17 protein-coding genes are annotated in these 22307 nt (G+C 43.6%); 6 read left to right on the plus strand and 11 right to left on the minus strand.

Features of this window, described 5'->3' with window-relative positions:
- Together K6C05_RS01525 and K6C05_RS01530 are read right to left on the minus strand one after the other, a co-directional pair.
- The coding region (locus K6C05_RS01525) for an ATP-binding protein (protein ID WP_296730574.1) at positions 1-2426 on the minus strand (2426 nt) is incomplete at its 3' end.
- A gap of 16 nt (positions 2427-2442) precedes the next feature.
- Positions 2443-3708: a hypothetical protein gene (locus K6C05_RS01530; protein ID WP_296730577.1), complete on the minus strand. Its 1266-nt coding sequence runs from the start codon at positions 3706-3708 to the stop codon at positions 2443-2445.
- A 585-nt stretch (positions 3709-4293) separates the two neighbouring features.
- On the opposite strand from K6C05_RS01530, the gene K6C05_RS01535 reads away from it, so the two are divergent.
- Positions 4294-6372, plus strand: a complete 2079-nt coding sequence (locus K6C05_RS01535; protein WP_296730579.1) for a GGDEF domain-containing protein — start codon at positions 4294-4296, stop codon at positions 6370-6372.
- Between the two features lie 143 nt (positions 6373-6515).
- Here K6C05_RS01535 and K6C05_RS01540 read toward each other — a convergent pair whose 3' ends face one another.
- Positions 6516-7421, minus strand: a complete 906-nt coding sequence (locus K6C05_RS01540) for an AraC family transcriptional regulator (protein ID WP_296730581.1) — start codon at positions 7419-7421, stop codon at positions 6516-6518.
- A 129-nt stretch (positions 7422-7550) separates the two neighbouring features.
- Between K6C05_RS01540 and K6C05_RS01545 the strand changes: the two genes are divergently transcribed.
- On the plus strand, positions 7551-7763 hold the full coding sequence (locus K6C05_RS01545; RefSeq protein ID WP_296730583.1) for a hypothetical protein: 213 nt from the start codon (positions 7551-7553) through the stop codon (positions 7761-7763).
- Positions 7764-7955: 192 nt separating this feature from the next.
- Here K6C05_RS01545 and cydC read toward each other — a convergent pair whose 3' ends face one another.
- From cydC to K6C05_RS01565, 4 genes are read right to left on the minus strand one after another with little or no spacing between them, the layout of a single operon-like run.
- A complete protein-coding gene (cydC, locus tag K6C05_RS01550) occupies positions 7956-9575 on the minus strand; it encodes a thiol reductant ABC exporter subunit CydC (protein ID WP_296730585.1) in 1620 nt (539 codons plus the stop codon).
- On the minus strand, positions 9568-11190 hold the full coding sequence (cydD, locus tag K6C05_RS01555) for a thiol reductant ABC exporter subunit CydD (RefSeq protein WP_296730587.1): 1623 nt from the start codon (positions 11188-11190) through the stop codon (positions 9568-9570). The genes cydC and cydD overlap by 8 nt, the downstream gene beginning before the upstream one ends.
- Positions 11180-12190, minus strand: coding sequence for a cytochrome d ubiquinol oxidase subunit II (gene cydB, locus K6C05_RS01560; protein ID WP_296730599.1), 1011 nt, complete (start codon positions 12188-12190; stop codon positions 11180-11182). The genes cydD and cydB overlap by 11 nt, the downstream gene beginning before the upstream one ends.
- Positions 12190-13572 (minus strand): cytochrome ubiquinol oxidase subunit I, encoded by a 1383-nt coding sequence (locus tag K6C05_RS01565; RefSeq protein ID WP_296730589.1) that lies wholly within the window; start codon positions 13570-13572, stop codon positions 12190-12192. The genes cydB and K6C05_RS01565 overlap by 1 nt, the downstream gene beginning before the upstream one ends.
- A 293-nt stretch (positions 13573-13865) precedes the next feature.
- Here K6C05_RS01565 and K6C05_RS01570 point away from each other — a divergent pair, with 293 nt between their 5' ends.
- From K6C05_RS01570 to K6C05_RS01585, 4 genes are read left to right on the plus strand one after another with little or no spacing between them, the layout of a single operon-like run.
- Positions 13866-14306, plus strand: a complete 441-nt coding sequence (locus K6C05_RS01570; protein ID WP_296730590.1) for a response regulator — start codon at positions 13866-13868, stop codon at positions 14304-14306.
- A gap of 23 nt (positions 14307-14329) precedes the next feature.
- Positions 14330-15652 (plus strand): PTS transporter subunit EIIC, encoded by a 1323-nt coding sequence (locus K6C05_RS01575; protein ID WP_296730591.1) that lies wholly within the window; start codon positions 14330-14332, stop codon positions 15650-15652.
- A complete protein-coding gene (locus K6C05_RS01580) occupies positions 15642-16757 on the plus strand; it encodes a BMP family ABC transporter substrate-binding protein (protein ID WP_296730593.1) in 1116 nt (371 codons plus the stop codon). The genes K6C05_RS01575 and K6C05_RS01580 overlap by 11 nt, the downstream gene beginning before the upstream one ends.
- Complete coding sequence (locus K6C05_RS01585; RefSeq protein ID WP_296730594.1) at positions 16744-19314, plus strand: ATP-binding protein; 2571 nt, start codon at positions 16744-16746, stop codon at positions 19312-19314. Before K6C05_RS01580 ends, K6C05_RS01585 begins: the two co-directional genes overlap by 14 nt.
- 404 nt (positions 19315-19718) lie before the next feature.
- Here K6C05_RS01585 and K6C05_RS10985 read toward each other — a convergent pair whose 3' ends face one another.
- From K6C05_RS10985 to K6C05_RS01600, 4 genes are all read right to left on the minus strand, one after another.
- The gene (locus K6C05_RS10985) at positions 19719-19907 is read right to left on the minus strand and encodes a hypothetical protein (protein ID WP_363317150.1); all 189 of its coding nucleotides are present in this window, start codon (positions 19905-19907) and stop codon (positions 19719-19721) included.
- A 109-nt stretch (positions 19908-20016) separates the two neighbouring features.
- Positions 20017-20526, minus strand: coding sequence for an isochorismatase family cysteine hydrolase (locus K6C05_RS01590; protein WP_296730595.1), 510 nt, complete (start codon positions 20524-20526; stop codon positions 20017-20019).
- Entirely contained in the window at positions 20526-21212 is a 687-nt protein-coding gene (locus K6C05_RS01595; RefSeq protein WP_296730597.1) for a hypothetical protein, read from the minus strand. Before K6C05_RS01595 ends, K6C05_RS01590 begins: the two co-directional genes overlap by 1 nt.
- 159 nt (positions 21213-21371) lie before the next feature.
- Positions 21372-21995, minus strand: a complete 624-nt coding sequence (locus tag K6C05_RS01600) for a TetR/AcrR family transcriptional regulator (protein WP_296730598.1) — start codon at positions 21993-21995, stop codon at positions 21372-21374.
- Positions 21996-22307: the final 312 nt, after the last annotated feature.

Raw genomic sequence — 22307 nt, forward strand, 5'->3', positions numbered from 1 at the left:
TTGGTATAGCCACCATAATCTTCCCTGCCTACTATAGTGACAAAGGAGGATTCTTCACCGGTACGCCAAAGCATATAAGCGTGACCGGCCTCGTGAACAGCCGTGGAAAAATAATCTATCTCATCCCATTCACGCTTTTGACCGTAGGTCAGCTCATCCAGGGCATCTGACAAAATATCACTGTTCAGTTCCTTTTGCTGCTTCAATGCCATCCGGCTGGCCAGGGATATGAAATCATTAATATCTGCAATACTGTGTCCCAATACACGGTCGGCAATATTTTGTATCAGGGTGTCAGATATTGTATCAATGCCTTTTTCCTTTAAAGCCTTGGTTATTCCCGCAATCCTCTCATCCCTGTCCGGCAGGCTGACATATATTTTATATTCCAGCAAATGCAGCAGTTCCGGATCAAAATTCGAGTTTTCATCTGTAACTGTGGAATGCTCCCAATTAAGATTACCTATAAAAATTACCGGCGAACCGCATTCCCTGATATTTTTTATACCATTGATAATAGTATTGACCGCTCCCAGTCCCCCTGAATTTACGACTAAATCCAGCTTGTCCATAAGTATTACTGCCGGTGCTTCCTTTATCGCCCTTTCAAAGAGATCCCGCAGCAGCTGACAGTTTTCCTCCGGTGTCAGGTTCACCAAATTTGAAGGGTTAATCATCAGCAGGCAGGCATTTGTTTCTGTAGCCAACGCCCTTCCCAACAGAGCCTTCCCGGCATCAGCCAGCCCAAAAAGCAACACACCACCGGGAACGCTGTGATATTTCATCACAAAGACCTCTGGATTTGTCAGGTATTCACCAATATATTTCAAATCTGCCTTGGCCTTTTTACTGCCCACTATATCATCAAAATGAATTTCCTCGTCAACCGGCTCCAGATATTCATCAAGAGGTTCCGGAGCTTTTATCTTCTTAAACTCAAAATCGTAAAATGTAATCTCAGCGGTCAAGCCATCCTCAGACAGCTTCTGTGAGGTGTTGTAATTAAGTACCAGCCCCTCTCGCTGCAAGACGTCAAAATTCTTTTGGATGAGTATATCCCTGGCTATCATCAACAGCTGCAGAAGAACTTCTTCACCCTTTGTCTCCAAATCAACAGACCCAAAAGCTCCCATCTGTAAAAAGGTGGAATAATCAGCCATGGAAATTCCCTCCTGCTGAATGATGTAAACAGGCAAATTAGGCAGGTTATCCCTAAGGATATCAAAAATCACCCGTCCGTCGAAGGATTCATCCTCCAAACTCAGGCCCTGCATTTCCTGATTATCTCCACCACAAAGCAAATCCAGCAGCACAAAGGAAATATTTTCCTCCGACAGTGTCTTTACTACCTCATCGATATCCTGAACCAGGAAATAATCTATATATTCATTTTCCATCAGGGTATTATATTTCCCCTTATCTGCCACCACCATGGCTTTTGGCTTTTCAGGGAAGGAAAACAAAGAATAAAAAGGGCTGTCCTCCGATTGTTCCTCCACAGTAAATATTACCTTTTTCAGCCTTTTGAGCTTTTTGTCCTCCAGATGGCGGCTCAATTCATAAAACTCATTTTTTAAAAAATCCCTGCTCAAAGACAAAACAGTGCTGGCATCAATGATATTACACTGATGATACAAGCAAAGATTGATCATCTCCGGGTCCAGCTTCAGCTCGTAACCGTATTGCTTCTGAATTTCAACGGCAAAGTCAAAAAAGCTCTGGTCTATCAGTTCTACAATATGGTTTGCCTTCAGCTCCCGGAAAAAAATAATGTGATCATCCTTAAAATATTCATAAAAGAATATCATGGGAAATTCCGACTCTGCCAACTCCTCGGCAAATACCGGCAGGACTATGGACTTTTGCTGTACGGCACAGTATTCCTCACTGAAATATATATCTGTCCCTACATTGGTGGTAAATATCATGATGGTATCCACAAAGGATATCTCCAGCTTGCCGGAAGGATTCACTATTCCCCCGGTTTCTATTATCTTGCTTATTGCTGATACTACCCTGGGGCTCGCCTTGTCTATGTTCTTGAACAACAGTATGCCATTGGGATTTTCAGCAACAAATTTGGTAACTCTGCCGGTACCTGCATTGCCACTGACAGTATTGGCCAAATCCTCAGCCAGGGTTTCTGCAGCATTTGCATCCAAATTTACCTCAAGTATCTCTCGCCCCAATACCTCGGCAGCCACATATGCCAAATGAGCCTTACCGATTTTTGGGGGACCTGAAAAAAGAAAAATATTATTGATGGCCTGTGCATAGGTATCAGGCATAAATTGCCCCTTGAATACTCCCTGAACAAAATAATGTATGGCTTCATTCTGCCCGCGTACATTGGCACACAAAGTGCAATACAGCTCTTTTGTTGCCTCAGACAGCTGTGAAAATTCCTGTTTCATTTTCCTGGTCATATTATCCCCCCTCAGCTCACCCTGTCATAAGCACCTGGCCGATGGTTTGTCCCAGAGTATTTTTAACAACACCATCACAATCATAAACTCGTAATACCTTATTATCATTGGTGACAACCATCCTGCCGCCGTTGGCAGTCTCCTTGATTCTGGCCATTTTATTTCCCCTGGCCCCTAAAATATCACCGGTTTTGCGGTCCAGAATATATTCCTCCCCATTTTCAAAAACAGCCCGCTCCCTATCACGGGCTTCATCCCGTATTATCCTGGCCACAGGTTTCCCTTGCTGATCATTGATAACGATATTATTATCCTTATCCCTGGTAACATGCTGAATAATATCACCAAACATGGCCTTTATTGAACTGTTTTCATCAGAAAGGGCATAAATGCCACGAACGGCCATGGCAGCCACAGAGGCCTCAATCGCCGGTGAAAAACCGGCAGCATGATCGGTGAACCAACCTGCCACATCAACTTCTGCCACATCCATAAGTGTAGTAAACTGTTCGGGCAACTCAGTACGAGGTAAGGATAAGCTGTTATTCACACCATCAATTCCCGGAACATCATCTGTACCGTCAGAAAGTGAGCCTGCAAAAATTTCATCTCCTCCTAAATCAATCTTCAGGAATGGAAGAATCATGGCCAATATCACCAATGGAGTAAGACCTATGACATGAAATGCCCTGGTTGTTGTATATCCATGCCTGTACAGCCACATCAGCATTCTATGAAATCCCATGGCCAAAAACAGTGGAAATACATAAGAGCCTACATGCAGGGCATCCCTGGCAAAGGCAGCAGCTGCATTGACAGTATCCACCCCCTGCTGTCCAAAGGTCTCCACCGCTGTTTCCCCACCGGCATTAAAGAAATCTACAATTCGTAAGGTAGCCTGTACTACAACAGTCTCATAAAAAAAAGCATTAAACAGCACAATAATAAGATATATGCCATAAGCATATATCCCGGTCACTAACGCCCTCCAGTTATTAATAACAAAACCTATGCGCATAAGGAAAAAAATAAGGGCCAAGATACCAACAACCAGCCCCAGGGCTGGAAATATTGCCGTAACAACAAACACTGCCAGCATGATGAGAATTGATTTTCTCAGTACCTTCATGGCAGTAACAGCAAAAAAAAGGAAACATAAAACCAGCCCGGCAACAGCAGAGTTGCTGTCAAGGGTATATCCCAGGGACAACCACCATACCAGCAAAAAAAGATAGTGTTTTACACCTGGCTGCTGTCTTTTATCCTCTGCATAAGAATTCATGTTGCACCCCTTCCTTTAGAAGAAAATATTCATAACGCCATTAATGCGGTTTTATCCATTCTTGGGTATTATTTCTCTGCTCCACATGGTATTACCTGCTTTTTTATAGATATCTGCCCTTTACTTTTTTTCGTCAGCAAATATTTTTTCTAAAATATTAATTTCTCTATTTTGTGTATTTTCCTGCAAAAGTTATTGCTTTTTGATTAATCAATATAATAATTATTAGCTTTTGATTTAATAACTTTAAAAAGTACCTTTTTTAGCAATATAACTGGGTTTGCCAATAAATACTATTCTTTGCAAAACATATTTACGATAAGTATAATAGCAAATGTATACAATATACTACGAACAATGTCATAACCCATGACTTATTTATTGTGACAATGATTACAAAACAAATATTGCCACACGCGATTTCACATTTTATGACTGACAAGCAACAACACTATTAACCACACGGGAGAGAAGGTTTGCAGTTTGAGCAATCTAAATGAAAATAATATGCTGAAAAAGTTTTATCATATCATCCTATCCCCTCTTTTTTGGGGCACGATTTGTTGTCTTGCCCTGATTTTTTGTGTGCCAAACACGGCAACAGAACAATATCGTAATGTATCCGCGGCAGGTGAGACGACTAATCCTGCCAAGATAGTCAGGGTAGGCTATCTGGACAGTCCTCATTTCATGCAGGGCATGAGTGACGATGCTAAAAAATACGGAATGGCCTATGATTATCTTCAAAAGGTTTCCTATTACACGAATTGGGATTACATTTATGTATATGGCAACTGGGAAGTTCTGTTGGACAAGCTGTACAAGGGTGAAATTGATATTATGGCTGGGGTATCAAAAACTCCGGAGCGTGAGGAAAAAATCCTGTTCCCTAATTATGCAATGGGCACAGAAAACTATTACATCTATACCTACGCAAATAATCCTTTGGCCACCAAGGGCCTTTCCGTGATTCCCGGTAAAACTGTCAGCGTCAACAAAAACACTGTTATGCTGGATATACTTGAGCAGTGGAATGAAGCCGGTAATCATCAGATAAAAATAGTCTCCTACAGTGGCAACGAAGACCGCTATAAGGATTTTAACGCCCACCACACAGATGCCACCGTAGATACGGATAACGCTGTCCCACCTGGTGGCAATATCATACCTATTACCAAGATAGGCCAGTCAGAATATTATGTTGCCGTGAACATGGCACGCCCGGACCTTGTAGATGACCTGAACATGGCTCTCACCAAAATCAACGCAACTAATCCGGGCTTTATTGGCGAACTGGTCAATGCGTATTTTTCTGACCTGGCGGTAATAGCATGTCTATCAGACGATGAGATGGAATGGCTTACCGATCATCCGGTGATTACGGTAGGCTATGTGGATGACTACCTTCCACTGTCAGATAAGGATGAAAATGGAGAGGTAAGCGGTATTCTCAAGGATATCCTGAAGGAAATGGCCTCTAAGCTAAACATTCAGGAGAAGGTAAAATTTTCCTATGTTGCATATCCGGACTATGATTCTATGATCAGAGCCGTAAAAGAGGGCAGCATCGATATGGCTTTCCCGGTAGATAATGATGTTGCACAGGCCGAAAAGGACGATTTGTTCCTCAGCAGCGAGGTAATCTGTATGCCAATGTACCTTATATACAGCGGGGAATTTTCTGAGCTGAAGCTGCATCGTATGGCAAGCAAACAGGGCAATTCCATCAGTGACCTGTACATCCGCAATTACCTTCCTAATACTGAAGTTTTTTATTATGATGATATTGATGACATGCTGGATGCAATCAAAAATAATGAGGTGGATGGATGTGTAATGAATCAATTCCGCAAGGACGGTTACCTGAATCATGTTGATTACAGGGACCTGCATGCAGCAGTCCTGAAGGAATACAGCAGCCGAAGCTTTGCAGTAAAGCGGGGCAACAGTGAACTGCTGTCCATCCTGAACCGGGGTATCACATCCCTGCCAAGTGATTTCAGCCTCACCTCCACCTACCCATATACCGGCAAAATAGCTTCGCCAACAGTGAAGGATTTTATCATGGAGCATTTATACTCATTTATGCTGATAGCCGGAACTATCACTGTTGTTTTAAGCGTCCTTGTAGTATATATTTTTCTCATTCACAGAAACAGGCGGAGAATGCAGTATATTGCCCGTCATGACAGTCTCACCGGGCTTCTCAACAGACACAGCTTCAACGAGTTTGTTGATACCCATGGGAAAAAACACCCTAAGAACAATATCATCATAGTAGCCATGGACCTAAACGGTCTGAAGACAGTCAATGACACCCTTGGACATGATGCCGGAGATGAGCTTATTATCGGGGCAGCAAAATGTATGCAGCAGGTACTATCACCTTTTGGTCAGGTATACCGAACCGGTGGTGATGAATTCATGGCAATTATAGAAGCATCTCCTGAAAAATTATCAGATATTATCCTGGAATTAAACGATGCCATTGAAGCATGGCATGGAGTAAGAGTAAAAACCATGTCCATATCCATCGGTACCTCCTACAATGATGATGCCGCAAAAATGACATTAAATGAACTTATCATCCTGGCAGATCAACAGATGTATAAGGATAAGGCCAATTACTACAAGCGCATGGGGATTGACCGCAGACGGCATTAATCCTGCGCCGAAACAATATAGTATTTATTATCGTTTGATTCCCCCACCTAAGAGGAAGGGAACATCTTTGGCCCATTATGATTGGCATAACAAAAGGGAAGCATGGAACCTGAACAGTTCTGTACTTCCCTTTTACTTTGTACTCATTTGATTTTTTTAATGGTGTTACGCCTGCGGTATTCATGGGGACTGCACCCCCTATACAGGCGAAAGGCCTTGCTAAAATGGCTTGGATTGGAAAAACCACAGGCCAAACCGATTGACAGTATGGACTCATTGGTTTCAACCAGCATTTCCTCAGCCATCTGCAACCGGTAATTTTGAATATATTGTTTAGGAGAAATTTTAAGCATACTGCGAAAACAGCGTTGTGCCTCCCGCGCACTTACTCCGGCATGAAAGGCCATCTGGTCTATTTCAAACGGTTCACTGTAGTGACAATGAATATAATCCACCATTTCCTTTATCCGCTCCATGGTGGGAGTGAGCTGTTTCAAAGCCGTAATATTTGTATGGTGTCCCAATCCCAACAGGGCCTTGCCCAGATGATACCTGATATCATGTTCAAATCCCAGTACCTCATCCCGGGCTGCTGTATATGCAGCCTGTATTTCCTTGATGGTCCCCTTGTCCTTTTTATTTTTTTTGAATAAAAATTTGCCGGAAAAAGCACGGTCAAAAACTATGGGCGAAATGTATTTCTGATAAAATATTGTCCCAACACCACCACTGATAAGACTGTCGTCAAATACCAGATAGCAAACCCGGCATTTTTCCCCTACCAGACGAAAACGATGCAATACCCTGGAATTACAGAAAAAGCCATCCCCGGCCTGAAGGATTGTCCTCTCCCCGGCCAGCTCCACCAGGACACTGCCGGAATCGATATACATCAACTCCAATTCCTTGTGCCAATGCCAAGGGATTGACTCTATTCCCCCTTTTTGCCAGTCACTGTAATATACACTGCAGGGGAATAACGGACTGTCATGCATCTGTTCTTTTTCTTTATCAGCTGCCAAACTTATGGCAGACATTTTGGTTATCATTTTCTGGCTCCTTTTTCTGTCGCGTACAGAACATTTTTAGTCGGAAATATGGCAGAATATCCTGATAGCTTCTGCTATACTTCAAGCAACCAAAAGGTTCATAGTATTTTTTATTAGGAGGTATGTTTTATGAAAGCAGCAGTTAGTCTCTCACATCCACACATGGGTTATATGCAGCGCGCATTTATGCCTGTAAACACTCATCATTACAGTTTCCTGGAAGGTAAGGATTTCCATTATTCCAAGGAAGATGATGTAAGCTATCGCATGTTCATCCACAAGCTGAGAATCGGTACTTTCACAGCATTGGTTGGCGCTTGCGCATTAGCTCTCTGCCTGTAATTCATGGCTTGAAAAAATAGCCGCCATAGAGATTAATACACCGAAAAAAATAAAATAATGTTCTAAAACTGACAGGATGATTTTATGAGTTTATGTATTATTTCTTTGACAAATGCTGATAAATCAAGGTCATTTGTCACTTCACTCACCAGGTAAACAATCTGGTGAGTTTTTATTTTACCTTTTTTGTCCTTACTGCAGCCATATCCGGGCAGGTAATTTGGCAGCGACCTCCTCGTCGTGAGTAATAACGATAAGTGTCTTTCCGGTATTGTTGACATGGGCAAGAATTGCATCTATCAATTGCGAGCCTGTAGCTGCATCCAGCCCATCTGTTGGTTCATCCAAAATCAGGCATGGTGCCTCACTGACCAGTGCAAGTGCTGTAAGCAGCCTGCTTCGTTGCCCCCCCGACAGCCGCCGCCCATTATCCCCCATGACTTCATCCAGCTTATGGGGAAACTGACGAACTATATGTCCCAGCTGTGCTGTATCCAGTGCCTGCCATATACACTCATCAGTTATTTCCGGATGCAGTCTGGTAAAATTATCACGAACAGAATCCGAAAATATATGACATGGCTGAAGTGCACCGGAAAAACAACTGCGCAGTTTTTCCACGGGCCACTTGTCATAGGGCTGCCCCCATAACAGCAGTTCTCCACTGTCCACCGGCCAAAACCTGAGTAACAGCTGCGCCAGGGTGGTCTTGCCACAACCACTGTCACCACGAACAGCCAGGGCATCTCCCTGCTGCAGCTCAAAGGAAAGAGGCGCAAAAACCGGCAGTCCCGGAACATAGGCAAAGGATATCTCCCTTGCCTGCAAAAATGGCTGTTGGTGATCTATTTCCAATGCAGTCTCCGGCAAGGAACTGCTGTGCTCCTTATCCACAAGAACATGTTCAGCTGCCTTACACGCCCCGTGGAACTGAACAGCTGCCATGGAAAGTTCAGCGAATTCTCCATACAGCCCCAACAGCAGCAATAACCAGACGGCCAACCACCGTGGTTCCAACACTCCCATCCCTACAGCCTGAACCAATAGAACAAGATATATGACGAACACCACCTGACGAATAATGTCCAGGACAGTAACGGAAATATCCTGGGAAAGCTGCTGTTTTTCCTGTGAAACACCATATTGACAGGCTTCATCATGCAACCTGTTCATAAACTTATCAATGTGTCCGGATAAAAGCAGCTCATCCCGCCCGGAAGTTCCTTCCAAAAGCACATCCCTATATACACCGCCTTCATTATCTGCATTGGGTGCAGATACCATAACGGCAGGGAGAATCACATGTATTCCCCAAAGGAACCCTACAAGGCAGGCAGCAAAAGGCGAAATGGAATACAGCCAAGTCATCAGACAGAGAGTAAGCAACCCTGTACTCATCACCGGCAAAAGCCAGCGAAGATAAAAGTCTCTCAATGTCTCGGCATCAGTGCTGAGCTGCTTCAAATACTGCCCCTGCCTTACCAATACTGTTTTCAGTGGCAAGGTTCTGCACACAGTCCTGTATACCATAAGCTGAATTTTTTCATAGCACCTGAAGGCAACACCATGGGAATACAACCGCATCAGATACCTGCCCGCAGCCCGGCTGAGACCAAAAAAACGAACACAGGTAATGCCCAGAGTCAGTGCATATAAAGGAGGTTGAAGGGCTGCATAACTGATAATCCAGGCAGCTGCTCCCATGAGCCCAATCCCGGTCACACCCGAAATCACTCCGGTACAAACCATAAGGAAAACCCTTACAGGACCTTCTATGACAATGAGTTTTTTTAGAATACTGAATTTATTCATAAGGTACCTCCTGCATTGAAGCAGCGAGGTTATCCTCCAGGTCAACCGCGTGGGCTGCCCAGCTTCGCACAGCATTATGATGAGAAATTATAATCATTGTCCTACGGCGGGAAAAATCATCAAGAACCTTTAAGATTTCCTGTTCCTCTGCCGGTTCAAGGCCTGCAGTTGGCTCATCCATGAGCACCAGCGGTCTGTCCTGATAAATAGCCCTGGCCAATCCCAACCTGTGTACCTGTCCATTGGACAGCCCCTGGCCTCCGGCCCCCAGGCATGTATCAGGCTTCATTGCCAGTCCGGCACCCATTATAGCCCTTTTTATCCTGGAAGCATCAACCTCCTCGCCGGCAAACAAACAGATATTTTCCGCCAAGGTTCCCTGAAATACGCGGGGAATCTGAGGAATATATGTAATGAGCTTATGCCTGCTTTCCCGGGAAATATCCCTTAGAGGCTTGTCCTCCAGCATGACATTTCCTGACTGTGGTTCCAATAATCCGGCCATAACCCTAAGGAGTGTAGTTTTTCCTATGCCGCTGGTACCATAAACACATGTTGTACTCATGGCAGGAAACGCCATTGATACATCCTGTAAGGTGGGTAACGGTGCTCCCGGATAGGAAAAAGATACCTTACTCAGCTGTATTCCCGGCGGAATTCTGACCGGCTCCTGATGGCCGGACACTTCCACCGGTTGTTTCCCGATAACCTCCTGAATATTGCTCCAGGCCGTTTTCACATCCATTACTGCGTGAAAGGCCATACCACTCTGCCGTAATGGCAAATAGAATTCAGGTAATAGAAGCAGCATAAAAAAAGCTGTCTGAAAATTCATTGTCCCATACAGCAGCCCAAGACCTATGCTGACAGCCAATATGGCAATGGTAAGTGTAGTAATAAGTTCTATGGTAAAGCTGGAAACAAACGCCAGCCGTAAAACCTTCATGGTGGCATCAGTAAACTGGTGACTAAGCTGTGAAAGCCGCATTCCCTGTTTTGATTCCTGGCGAAATATCTTGAGGCTTATTATTCCGGCCAGCATGTCCTTAAAAGCAGCCGTCAGGTTTCCCAATTCCTGCCATTGTACAATGGTAGCCGCTTTTGTTTTTTTTCCCACCAGGGCCAAAAGAATTGGTGCAATGGGCAGTGTTATAAACATTATAAGTGCAGACCACCAATCCATAAAAGCAATGACTACAAGAATCAGTGGCATTAGAATAATAAAGGATAAAGCCTGGGGCAATATTACCGTACACAATTTGTCCAGGGCCCCCACAGACTCTATTCCCAACAGCTGCATTTTATCACTGTCAATGGCCTGATCAATCAAGGCATAATGCAGTTTTTTGCGTATTTTAAGCTGCAGCGTTGCCGAAATACTGTTCAGCTGTCTGCTGAACGGATATTTCAGCAGAGCCTTCAGAAGCAACAAAAACAACAGCAACCCCAAATCGGTTGCTGCTGCATAGCAGGAAGCATCCTGCAGAAATACGAGATTGACTACCCGGCTAAGCTGCCAGGCTATTCCCAGTGTAACAACTGTACCAAGAAGATGCAGCAGGCAAAGGGACACCAATGCCTGCTTTTCTTCACATAAATAACTCTTAATACTCATGATTTCCGTCTGCTTTTATACGATGTCTGAATACCCAATAGGTCCACCCCTGATATATCAATACAACAGGAACCAAACAGAATGCCGCAACGGTCATTATTGACAGCGTATACTCCGAAGATGCAGCATTGGTAATCGTCAGGCTCCAATCAGGGTTAAGGCTGGATACCATAAGTCTCGGAAACAGTGCCAAAAACAGCCCTACAGTAACGAAAACAATACTTAAGCTGGTAGAAATGAAAGCTCTCATTCCACAGCGTGCCTTAGTGCTCATGACACCGAAAACTGCTGCAAGCAATGCCAAAACCAACAGTATCAATGCTACCGGCTGAAGCAGCAGATTCACCTTGAGGTGAATTAGCACAACCAACAATATTAAACTTACTCCGGCAACCATTGCACAACGAGTCCCTATTTCCCGTGCAGCATCGCAAAGCTGCACCTTTTCCAGCTTGATGGTCAGGAAATTTGCACCGTGGAATGCGAAGAGACTCATAAAAGCAAGGCCTCCAACTATAGAAGCCGGGCTGAGTAAATCAAAGAAGGTCCCCTGATAAACCATATCCTGTCCTATAGGCAGCCCTATGAGCAGGTCAGTCATGGCTACACCCCACAATAATGCCGGCAGGGCAGAGCCGATAAAGATTGCCTTGTCCCATACCTGCTGCCACACCAGTGATTCGTGATGATGGCGCAGTTCAAAGGCTACACCACGAAGAATCAGTGCTATCAGCATCAGGAAAAGTGCCAGATAGAAGGTACTGAACATAGTGGCATATACATGTGGGAATGCCGCAAAGGTAGCACCACCGGCGGTAATCATCCATACCTCATTGCCATCCCAAACCGGGGCAATAGTAGATAGCACCTGACTACGGTCATCTTCACGATCACTTACGAAAGGCATCAGCATGCCTACACCATAATCAAAGCCCTCCAGAAAGAAGAAGCCTGTAAAGAGCACGGCAATGAGGATAAACCAGATAATATTGTAATCCATCATAAAGCCCTCCCTTCCTGGTTAACAGCTTCAATGGTGGTATTTTTAATGATGCGGCAGGCAATATAGAAAGCCGCCACAGCCAATATCAGATATATAAGGGTGAAGCCGGCCATGGTGAGGAATACCTCCCCTGTGGTCAGGTTCGGCGATACAGCATCAGCAGTCTTTTGCAGTCCCACTACAATCCAAGGCTGGCGACCTGCCTCAGCTATATACCACCCAGCAGTATTTGCCAGGAATGGCAACGGCAGCAGCAACGGCATCCAAGTCAGCAACCCCTTGAGCTTCAAGAGCAAATCCTGCTTGATCCAGGCCAAGCCGCCCATGAGGAATCCCAAACCGGCAATAACAATACCACAGGCTATCATAATGCGGAATGACCAGAACAGACCTGTAACATCAGGGATGTAATTGCCCGGACCATATTGATTTTCTGCAGCTGTCTGCAGCTGATTTATCCCCTGCACAGCACCTTCAGGCTTGTTGTAAAGCATAAATGAAAACAGTCCCGGAACGGTAATTTCAGCATCATTCTGACGCTTTTCCTGATTTATATCTGCCACAACAGCAAAAGGCGCAGGATCAGCAGTCTCCCAGAGGGCTTCCACGCTGGACAGCTTCATAGGCTGTGCCTCTGCAAGATACTGAGCGTGCAGATGGCCAGTCCCCATAGCTCCCATTATTCCTATGATCAAATATACCGATACAGCCTTGGTAACCTGTAAAAATATCTCTCGTGAAGACTCATCACGGGCAATTTTCCAGGCGCAGATAATTAATAATACAAAGCCTGATGTAGCCACACCGGAAAAAATAGTATGACTCATTTCGCCTATAACATAAGGATTTGTAATAAGTGCAACAAAATCTGTCATAATGGCTCGCCCATTTTCCACAGCAAATCCTACAGGATGCTGCATAAAGGAATTAGCCACCAATATCCAGAACGCGGATAGATTACTGCCAATGGCCACCAGCCACATGCAGGCACAATGTACCTTTTCAGGCAGCTTGTCCCAGCCGAACACCCAGATCCCCAGGAAGGTGGATTCCAGGAAAAATGCTGTGAGCGCCTCCATAGCCAGCGGTGCTCCGAAGATGTCACCCATAAAACGGGAATACTCAGACCAGTTCATCCCAAAGTGAAATTCCTGAACAATACCTGTAACAACGCCCATGGCAAAGTTAACCAAAAAAATGGCGCCAAAGAACTTAATCAGCTTCTTGCAGGGTTCTTTCCAGTGTTCACGCTTGGTAGTCACATAGCAGGTTTCCAACAGAGCCAGGAAAATAGTCAGCCCAAGGGTAACCGGCACAAACAAAAAATGGTAGATGGTAGTAATGGCAAATTGCCATCGGGATAACAAAACTACATCCATAAGACACACTCCTCTCTAAAAAATATTTCAACACACACTATTCATATGTTGTTATTATCCATATAATATCACATATTTAAGCAGTTTCAAATGTATACATACGCTAATCATTGTCAAAATTTTAGAATGAAAGCAAAAAACACTTATAAACACTAGGTTTAAGGCAATTATTTTAAAAAAAAATTTTTTTATTGACTTATGCCTTTTAAAAGGATTATGAACTTTTATGGTCGAATTGGGAAAATTAGATATATGACCAGCCATATCCATGACTGGGGCAAGGAGGAAGGAAAATGAGTAAACTACCTGTTATTTTAATCGTGGATGATGATGAGCTTAATCTGACCATGGCCAAATCCATCATAGAAATCAAGATACAAGCTGAAATAATCACTGCTGGCAGCGGAACAGAGTGCCTGGAGATTATACGGCAACGGCGGGGAGCCATTGACTTGATCCTATTGGATATTGCAATGCCGGGCATAGATGGCATACATACCCTTACAAACATCAGGGAAAACCCAAACTATAAAAACATAAAGGTTATTTTCTTGACTGCTGCTGCCGACAAAAACACAATTATCAAGGCAGGAAAACTAAAAGTCGAAGACTACATAAAAAAGCCTTTTGTACCTGACGATCTCATTTCCCGCGTAGAAAAGCAGCTTTATCCTTCAATGCACGATCAGGAAATACAGGATATATTCAAGGCCCTGGATGATTTAGGCCTGTAACCCGCGACAGAAAGGAATGAAATATGGGCAAGTATTTCCAGGATGGCGTCCTTTTCAATAAACAATTAAGTGCCCTGAGCCGGTATTTACATGGTATCTCTTACCTGTCAGCCATTCATGATACCTTCTGCCGACTGATGCCCGTGATAATTGTTCTGACACTGATTCACATGATGGGCTTTCTTGTATTCAATCCCACCGGTTTTCTCTTGGGTGAAGATTGGCTGGGATTGGGCAGCATACTGAGTGGCACGCTGAATGATCAGGCTTATCGTGACTCGGATTTTTTTGTCAGGCTTAACTATGTAAAAAGCTGCCTGCAGACCACTACAATCCTTTTGTCCATGATTTTTGCACTGGTGCTCACCATCAAGCTGTCCAATATCTGGAATTGTGAGCATATCCTGCCACTGTCCTGCACCCTCACTGCATATATAGTATTGATAAACACCCTGCCCAAGGACTATGACATTTCAATTTACTTTCTGGGAGCAGGCTTTTTTCTGGCGCTCCTTTTTGCCAGTACCAGCGCTTTTGTTTTCAGTCGCCTGACCAGGATAGAGTGGCTTCAATTACCTGTGGTAGGGGGATTACCGAAGGATATGTCCACCACCATTGTATTTTTACCGTCCATGGCCTGCACTCTGGTAATAGTAATCGCCATAGCCTCTATATGGACAACAATCGAATCGTATATTCTGACCTTTATTCCGACCATTGCAAGTACCATCAGTGATAACTTTGCACAGAGTCCCCTGGTGGCCATAATCTATGAGTGCATACGAAGTTTTTTATGGTGGCTGGGCCTGGATGGCGGCAGCCTTACCTATTTCCTGTGTAATGCCTTCTATGTCCCGAACCAGATCAGTAACGAGCTCAACGATGAAAAATTCATTTTTACCATAGAATTCCTTGATTCCAACTCCGTCTCACTGTTGGGATTGGCCATATCCATATGGGTTTTTTCTGCCCAAAGAAAAATACGAAAAATATCTTCTTTCTGTTTTCCTACTCTTTTATGCGGCATCAATGCACCATTTCTTTTTTCCCTACCCATAGTCCTCAATCCCTTGTTTATCATGCCGTATCTGCTCACCTCAATGCTGAATTTCTTTATTGGATATCTTGCTATTCACTGGAATATAGTCCCTATCTTTTATCATACCGTCGAATCCACTGCCCCTGTATTCCTGCAGGGCTTTTTGGCTACGGGAGATATAATGGGTGCAGTTCTGCAATTGGTATGGCTAAGTGTAGATGTAGTTATTTATACACCTTTTGTCATCATGCTTGACCTGATCAGCCGTAATAAATCATGGAAGGAGGTCGGGAAAAATGGAAGTTAACAGACATGAGCGGCTCAAGCGGCGCTTTACCATATTCGCACTGCTTCAAGCCTTTTTAATATGCCTTACGATTTTTCTTTCCATAAATTATTTTGGCTCAACTGTATGGGAACAACGGACTGCCATAGGTCTTATTCTGGTTGATGCAAGAAATGATTCAGGCTGGCCCCGGGAGATTACCCAAGGGCTTCAGAGTGCCTGTGACGGTCACCACTACAATCTATACATAGAAGACAAGGTACCTGTTGATGAAGCCAACCTTGAACGAATCACAAAAAAAATGCTTGGAAAAAATGTAAAAAAAATATTCTTGATAGGGGATTTTTCTTCCCAAGCAATTGAAAGCATTGCCAAAAAGCATCCCAATGTGACCTTCTTTACTAATTCCATTGAGGACAGTTATGCAGATAATATTTTTAAATTCTCAGTACGCTATCATGAAGCCCGTTATCTGGCAGGTATTCTGGCAGGACTTCACACGAAATCCGACATCATAGGATACATTGCCCCTTTTCCTTCACTGGAAACCTATCAGGACCTGAATGCCTTTGCCCTGGGAGTACAAAAAGTACGGCCGGATATCAAGGTCAAGGTAATATGGACGGAAATATGGCACTCCGTAAACCAGGAAAACAAAGCTCTATACCTGTTGCAAAATGCCGGTGCAGACATCATTACCTACTACGGACCGTCACAGCACATAGCCCAGGAAGCGGCTGCGTTGGAAGTTGACTATATTGATTTCCACAATATCGAAGACAATTCATCACCCCATTGCATTGCTGCAATTGATCCCGATTGGCAGACCATCTGTGACCACCTGCTAGATATCAATATCAACAAATCCCTTTCAAAATACTACTGGCGTGGAATGATGGATGATGTTATCACCCTGCACCTGGGCCCTGACATATCCCCTAAAGAAAAAAGCGCCGTACTGGATTCACAGGAGAAAATCCTGGCCGGATATCCTATTTTCTCTGGGGAGATCATTGACCAACACGGCATAACCCGCTGTAAAACAGACACTGTTATTGATAACAACAGCTTGCGAAAGGGAATGAATTGGTTGGTGAAGGGAGTTGACATCATTGAAACGAGATAATACATCCACAGCCACCGACAAGCGGATGTTATCCTTTGTCCTTCAGCTTTTAAGCAAATTTATTATTTTTCTCCTTATATTGATAGTCATTGGTCTTGCCCTGCATGATAAAATGACAGATTCCCTAAATCGTGAAGTTGAAAAATTCAACACAACTCATGGGGAATTAATATCCTTTTATTACTATAATCTGCTCACAACTGACCTTGATAACATGAGCAATATATCGGGTATGATAACAGCAGGAAACATATCCCCGGCCAACGGTGCCTTGGCTATTGGTGGCAAAGGGCAACTGGTTGGAATATTGGATATTCATGGCAATAATTTCCTGGGTGATACCCTTCCACCTGAAACAAGAATACAATGTACCCGCGCCCTTCAGGGCGAAAAGGGCTGGAAATATTACACTGATTTGGGACTGGTAGGTATGGTGCCCATTTATGATGGAGATAATGTCCGTTATGTGCTCTATAAGGTATATACACCTGAAGCACTGCAGGACATCAACTCCCCTTTCCATTTCAGCGACAAAAGGGATGATGAGGAAAACCTCCTTTACGACAAAAGCACACAACAGGTCGTTGTACCCTTTACAGGCTACAAGGAAAGCGAGTTTTATGATCATGACAAGGATGCTCCTTTAGGCCTTAATGAATTATTGGAAAAACTAGGCAGCAAAAATGAAATATCCATTTTTAATTCAAAGCTCAGCAGGGATTATCTATTGTATGCAGCCTCTATTCCCGATTCCGATTTCATGATAATCGGCTACCGGGAATGGCGTTCGGTACTCACAGGCATCACAAATATTCACCTGATCATTATTTGGGTTTTCGGCCTTTTGGTGGTACTTTTCTGTGTCTTCATCCTTTATCTCTTCACCAACCAGGTAGCTGCCGAGGAAAGTACAGCTTTAAGGGAAGCCAGGGATGATGCACTGCGGGCCAATGAAGCCAAAAGTGAGTTCTTGGCCAACATGAGCCATGAAATACGCACTCCCCTCAATGCCATTTTAGGCATGAATGAAATGATTATGCGTGAAGCCACCGGCAGTCTGAAAAAATATGCCTTTAATGTAAAAAGCGCCGGCGAAACACTGCTTTCCATAATCAATGACATACTAGATTTCTCCAAAATCGAATCCGGAAAAATGGAAATTGTAACTGCATCTTACAGTCTGAGTTCTGTGCTGAATGATGTTTATAATATGGTCAGCTACAAGGCCAGCCAAAAAGATCTTGCTTTTCACATGGAGGTGGATCCCCAGATTCCTGATTCCCTGAGCGGTGACGAGGTCCGTCTACGGCAGGTAATCGTAAATATATTGAATAATGCCGTAAAATACACCCAAAAAGGGTCAGTCACCTTTATCGTAAAAGCCAGAAAGCACTCTGAGGATGAGCTGCTGGAGCTTGAATTCATCACGAGGGATACCGGCATTGGCATACGGGACGAGGACAAAGACAAGCTATTTTCAAAGTTCCAGCGATTGGACCTTGAAAAGAACCGCACCATAGAAGGCACAGGGCTGGGCCTGGCTATTACAATACGCCTGACAGAAATGATGCATGGCAGCATTGCCGTGGACAGCGTATACGGTGAAGGTAGTACCTTTACGCTGAAAATTCCTCAGGTCGTAGAAAAAAATGAACCTATCGGTGATTTCAACTCCCGCATTGAAGCTGCCCTGAAAAAAGACACCTATACGGAGAGCTTCACCGCACCACAGGCCAATATTCTCGTGGTGGATGATAATGAAATGAACCTCACTGTAGTGGAGAGCCTGCTGGAAAAAACCAGAATAAACATCCATACTGCAAAAAGCGGGCAAGAGTGTCTGGAAATGATTCAGGATAATTATTATGATATTGTTTTCCTTGATCACATGATGCCGGAAATGGATGGACTGGAAACCCTTGAAAGAGCAAAACACCTTGTAAACAGCAAATGCAAAAACACGCCTTTCATTGCCCTGACTGCCAACGCTGTAGCCGGAGTCAAGGAAATGTTCCTGAGCAAGGGTTTTGTGGATTATGTATCAAAACCTGTAGACGGCAAGACATTGGAACGCATAATTCAAAAGCATCTCCCACCGGAAAAAATCAAAATCCCTGCAGTGGGTACTGCAGAACAAGCGCATAAACAGTCCCCACCGGCTGCGCCTGAAGCTTCAGATACCACAGACCAGCAGATTGATTTACCTACTGCCATGAAATTCTGTGGAGGTACTGATGAATTGCAACGAAGGTTTTTAGGAATGTTCGTCAGCCGTCGGGAAGCGGTCTGCAAACAACTGGATAATGACCTGCAGAGTGGAAAGATTGATGACTATACCATCCATGTACACGCCCTAAAATCCACCGCCCTGTCTATAGGTGGCGTCAAACTGTCGGAATGTGCCAAGGAATTGGAATTTGCAGGCAATGGATACTGCAATGGTACAGAAGCTGAAAAAGAGGAACACCTGCAATATATAAGAGAGCATCATCCTCAGGCTGTGGAACTATACGCTAGGCTGGCCAATGAAGCCAGAGAACGCTTTGGGGTGGAATGAAATGTAACTATTCCATAAAAAACTGCAAATATTAAAATGTACTCCCATTACCGGATTTGGTAAGGGAGTACATTTCGTTTCAGATAAATATCCAAATAAAAAAAGAGCCGCAGTGGATGATACGGCTCTCCCACATTGGAATGACTGCAGAAAAAAACAAAAAATACAATCACTCCAGTTCCATTATCGGGAGGATAATGGTTATTAAATAAGACTGAGGGCACAGTCTAAGTGTGGCAAAATAATTAATTGCCAAAACAGCCACTAAAAACATTACGCTATTTCACAGGACTGTTTCTATATATACTTTATAACATTTTAACCAAAAAATCAATAACCTATTTATACGATTTGAAAAATTCCTTAAAAATCAAGAGCACCATCATTTTTTTAATAAATGTTTTTCATATCATAAGAAGCTTCAGATAGTAGTCTGAAACCACCAGATTCAGATTTGCTCCAATATAAGATCCAATCATCACAAAAGGTAGTGTGAGCATTGCCAATTTTAAATGCAAATTTCCACTCTTCACATATTCATACGCTGCAACCCCTGTTCTTATCCAAGCAGAGCACTGATTGGTTCCTGTAATATAACGAGCTTTAAGATGTCCCCTTCCTCTTTAGGTGGGGGACATCTTAAGGCTCGTTATAAGTAATCATTTCTCTCCATTTCTCCCTTCTCCTGGTAAGCCAAAAAATCTATGCCTGCGAAACACTGACATTCATATATTCAGCCAGTGTTTTCACCTCGCATCCCTTAGCAGCATAATAGTCGAACATTGCCGGCATCTTTTTCAAGTCATAGCTGGTCACACAATCGGAAATAACATGTACGGTATATCCGGCTTTGGTCATGTTAAAGCAGGTGGATTTCACACAGGCAGTGGCATCCGCGCCTGTTATATAAAACTCATTGATAGTATTCACCCTGATATGCTCCGAGAAAACTTCGCTCGTCAGCGCATTTGCTTTCGTCTTAACAAATATATTATCTGACACAACCTTCAGCTCCGGGGCAAGTTCTGCCCCCTTTGTACCAGGTTTGAATGTGCGAGTACCGGCAGACAGATTATTGTGCAGGATATAGATGACTTCCATATCACCCTCAGCTGCCCAATCAACAGCTGCGTTGATATTATCGATAATATCCCTGTAATGCTTTGTAATATCGTTTTGAATGTCAATCACTACAAGTGATTTCCTGCTCATTATTTCATCCTCCATATCTCCTTCTTATCCCAGTTTCTGTTCTCACACCAATAAACAGTCCTTTCTTCCACATTAAATACCATAGACACTACAGTCGGACAGACTTCCTGAGAAACTGCCTTCAAGATATCAAAGCAGTCGTCCACATCAAAATCATCTGATGCTCTTTCCAGCATCTCTTTTGCGACGGTATATCTGTCCCAGCCCATCCACGGATGTGTCTCCGCTTCCTGTTTGTATGGTGAGAAATTCGTCAGTATTGTGTAATCGGTTTTTTCATAATACCGATTCCCTTGTCCCGGTATTATATGAAGAACATTGCCGTCTGCATCTGAAAGGGCAGACATAAATGTCACCCCCGGAATACTGTACACAGGTCTTACTGCTACTATATCCCGAATCTCCTTGAGTGTCTTCCTCTGCAGCAAAAGATCGATGTCCAGCCGTATGATATTCTCACCGTCGCCGGCAGGATCGCTTCTTTTGTCAGTCGGCCAGCATGTAGGCATACCTACGAAGTCCCCTCTTGAATTTGCGCCGAACAGCGGCATCCAACCTTCTGTAGCGTCATTTATTTCTATATAGACACCTTTTTCATCCGGTCTGACCCTATACTCCATATCCAGGATATCCAGATTCCATCCGACTATTGTTTTTTTCTTATTAACTACGATGCTTGTACACATTTCAATCTCCTTAAACTAAACTGATTAGCATTCGACTTGTGGGCCATAATAATTTTTACCTTCTTCATCGTTCCATCCATAACAGACTATCGTTCGTTAGCAAATATGCAAAAAGAAAACCGGTCAGCCGTTTTACCCTGACCGGCTATACACACATCCTCAGGACCTATTCCGATAAATCTCAAAAAACTGTATGATATGCTTCCTGACCAGCTCCAGTACTTCATCTTCTCTCTCCGGATCACGGTCACAAAGGTTAATCCAGACTGTGATGGGGGAAGAAAACTGGGCTGCCATAATCTCAGGATTGGCATCCTTTAAGATGCCCTCACGGATCAGGAACCTCATCATGCCCTCAAAATAAGTCAGGACATCCGTATAATTCTGCTTTGTCTGCAGCCTGGCCAGCTCAATATTACGAAACTGCTCGATCGTAAGCATCTTTCTTCCCCGGCTGATGTCTGGGTCATGAAGAATATAACGAATCTGCTCCTGGACCTGTTTTGTCACATCCTCCGCTGACATACCGGCCTTGTCCTTTGTAAATTCAGGATCCTCCCAATTTGCGTATGCAAATATCGAATGCTGTGCATAACCTTTCAATGTTGTTTCTACCACAGTATCGAGGATCTCCTGCTTATTGGCAAAATGGCTGTAAAGAGATGCCTTCCGAATACCCACTGCATCAGCTAGCTGTGATATACTGGTCGCCTCATAACCATTTACTGAAAAGAAAGCCAGTGCTGCCTCAATTATTGCTTCCCGCGTATTGCTCTTTTCCATGCTACTCTCTCTTCCAAAATTATGTATTTTAATATCTTCCTCTATAATAACTACCGTTCGTTAGTTTGTCAATATTGTTTTTAATCTAATCCAAATTTGCCTCGTTATAACGCCATTGTTCAAATTTTTCTTTTAAAAAACGAAAAATCTTCCAATTAGCGTTTCCCTAAAGGGACTGATATGTAATGACCTCTTGTCAAGTATAAAATGACAGGAATCACCACAGACATGTTCATTTTTCTGAAGACATCGGGAAAGAGCCTCGGAGTATCAGTTCCCGGCTTTGGCCACTCTGATATACGTGGATTGATT

Origin of the sequence: Anaerovibrio sp., assembly GCF_024697385.1 — a bacterium.
Classification (GTDB): Bacteria; Bacillota; Negativicutes; order Selenomonadales; family Selenomonadaceae; genus Anaerovibrio.

Coding starts and splice junctions, on each gene's coding strand:
- K6C05_RS01570 (WP_296730590.1), top strand. CDS start 13,866: ATGAGTAAACTACCTGTTATTTTAATCGTGGATGATGATGAGCTTAAT.
- cydC (WP_296730585.1), bottom strand. CDS start 9,575: ATGAATAAATTCAGTATTCTAAAAAAACTCATTGTCATAGAAGGTCCT.
- K6C05_RS01530 (WP_296730577.1), bottom strand. CDS start 3,708: ATGAATTCTTATGCAGAGGATAAAAGACAGCAGCCAGGTGTAAAACAC.
- K6C05_RS01580 (WP_296730593.1), top strand. CDS start 15,642: ATGGAAGTTAACAGACATGAGCGGCTCAAGCGGCGCTTTACCATATTC.
- cydB (WP_296730599.1), bottom strand. CDS start 12,190: ATGGATTACAATATTATCTGGTTTATCCTCATTGCCGTGCTCTTTACA.
- K6C05_RS01545 (WP_296730583.1), top strand. CDS start 7,551: ATGAAAGCAGCAGTTAGTCTCTCACATCCACACATGGGTTATATGCAG.
- K6C05_RS01540 (WP_296730581.1), bottom strand. CDS start 7,421: ATGATAACCAAAATGTCTGCCATAAGTTTGGCAGCTGATAAAGAAAAA.
- K6C05_RS01575 (WP_296730591.1), top strand. CDS start 14,330: ATGGGCAAGTATTTCCAGGATGGCGTCCTTTTCAATAAACAATTAAGT.
- K6C05_RS01595 (WP_296730597.1), bottom strand. CDS start 21,212: ATGTGTACAAGCATCGTAGTTAATAAGAAAAAAACAATAGTCGGATGG.
- cydD (WP_296730587.1), bottom strand. CDS start 11,190: ATGAGTATTAAGAGTTATTTATGTGAAGAAAAGCAGGCATTGGTGTCC.
- K6C05_RS01600 (WP_296730598.1), bottom strand. CDS start 21,995: ATGGAAAAGAGCAATACGCGGGAAGCAATAATTGAGGCAGCACTGGCT.
- K6C05_RS01590 (WP_296730595.1), bottom strand. CDS start 20,526: ATGAGCAGGAAATCACTTGTAGTGATTGACATTCAAAACGATATTACA.
- K6C05_RS01565 (WP_296730589.1), bottom strand. CDS start 13,572: ATGGATGTAGTTTTGTTATCCCGATGGCAATTTGCCATTACTACCATC.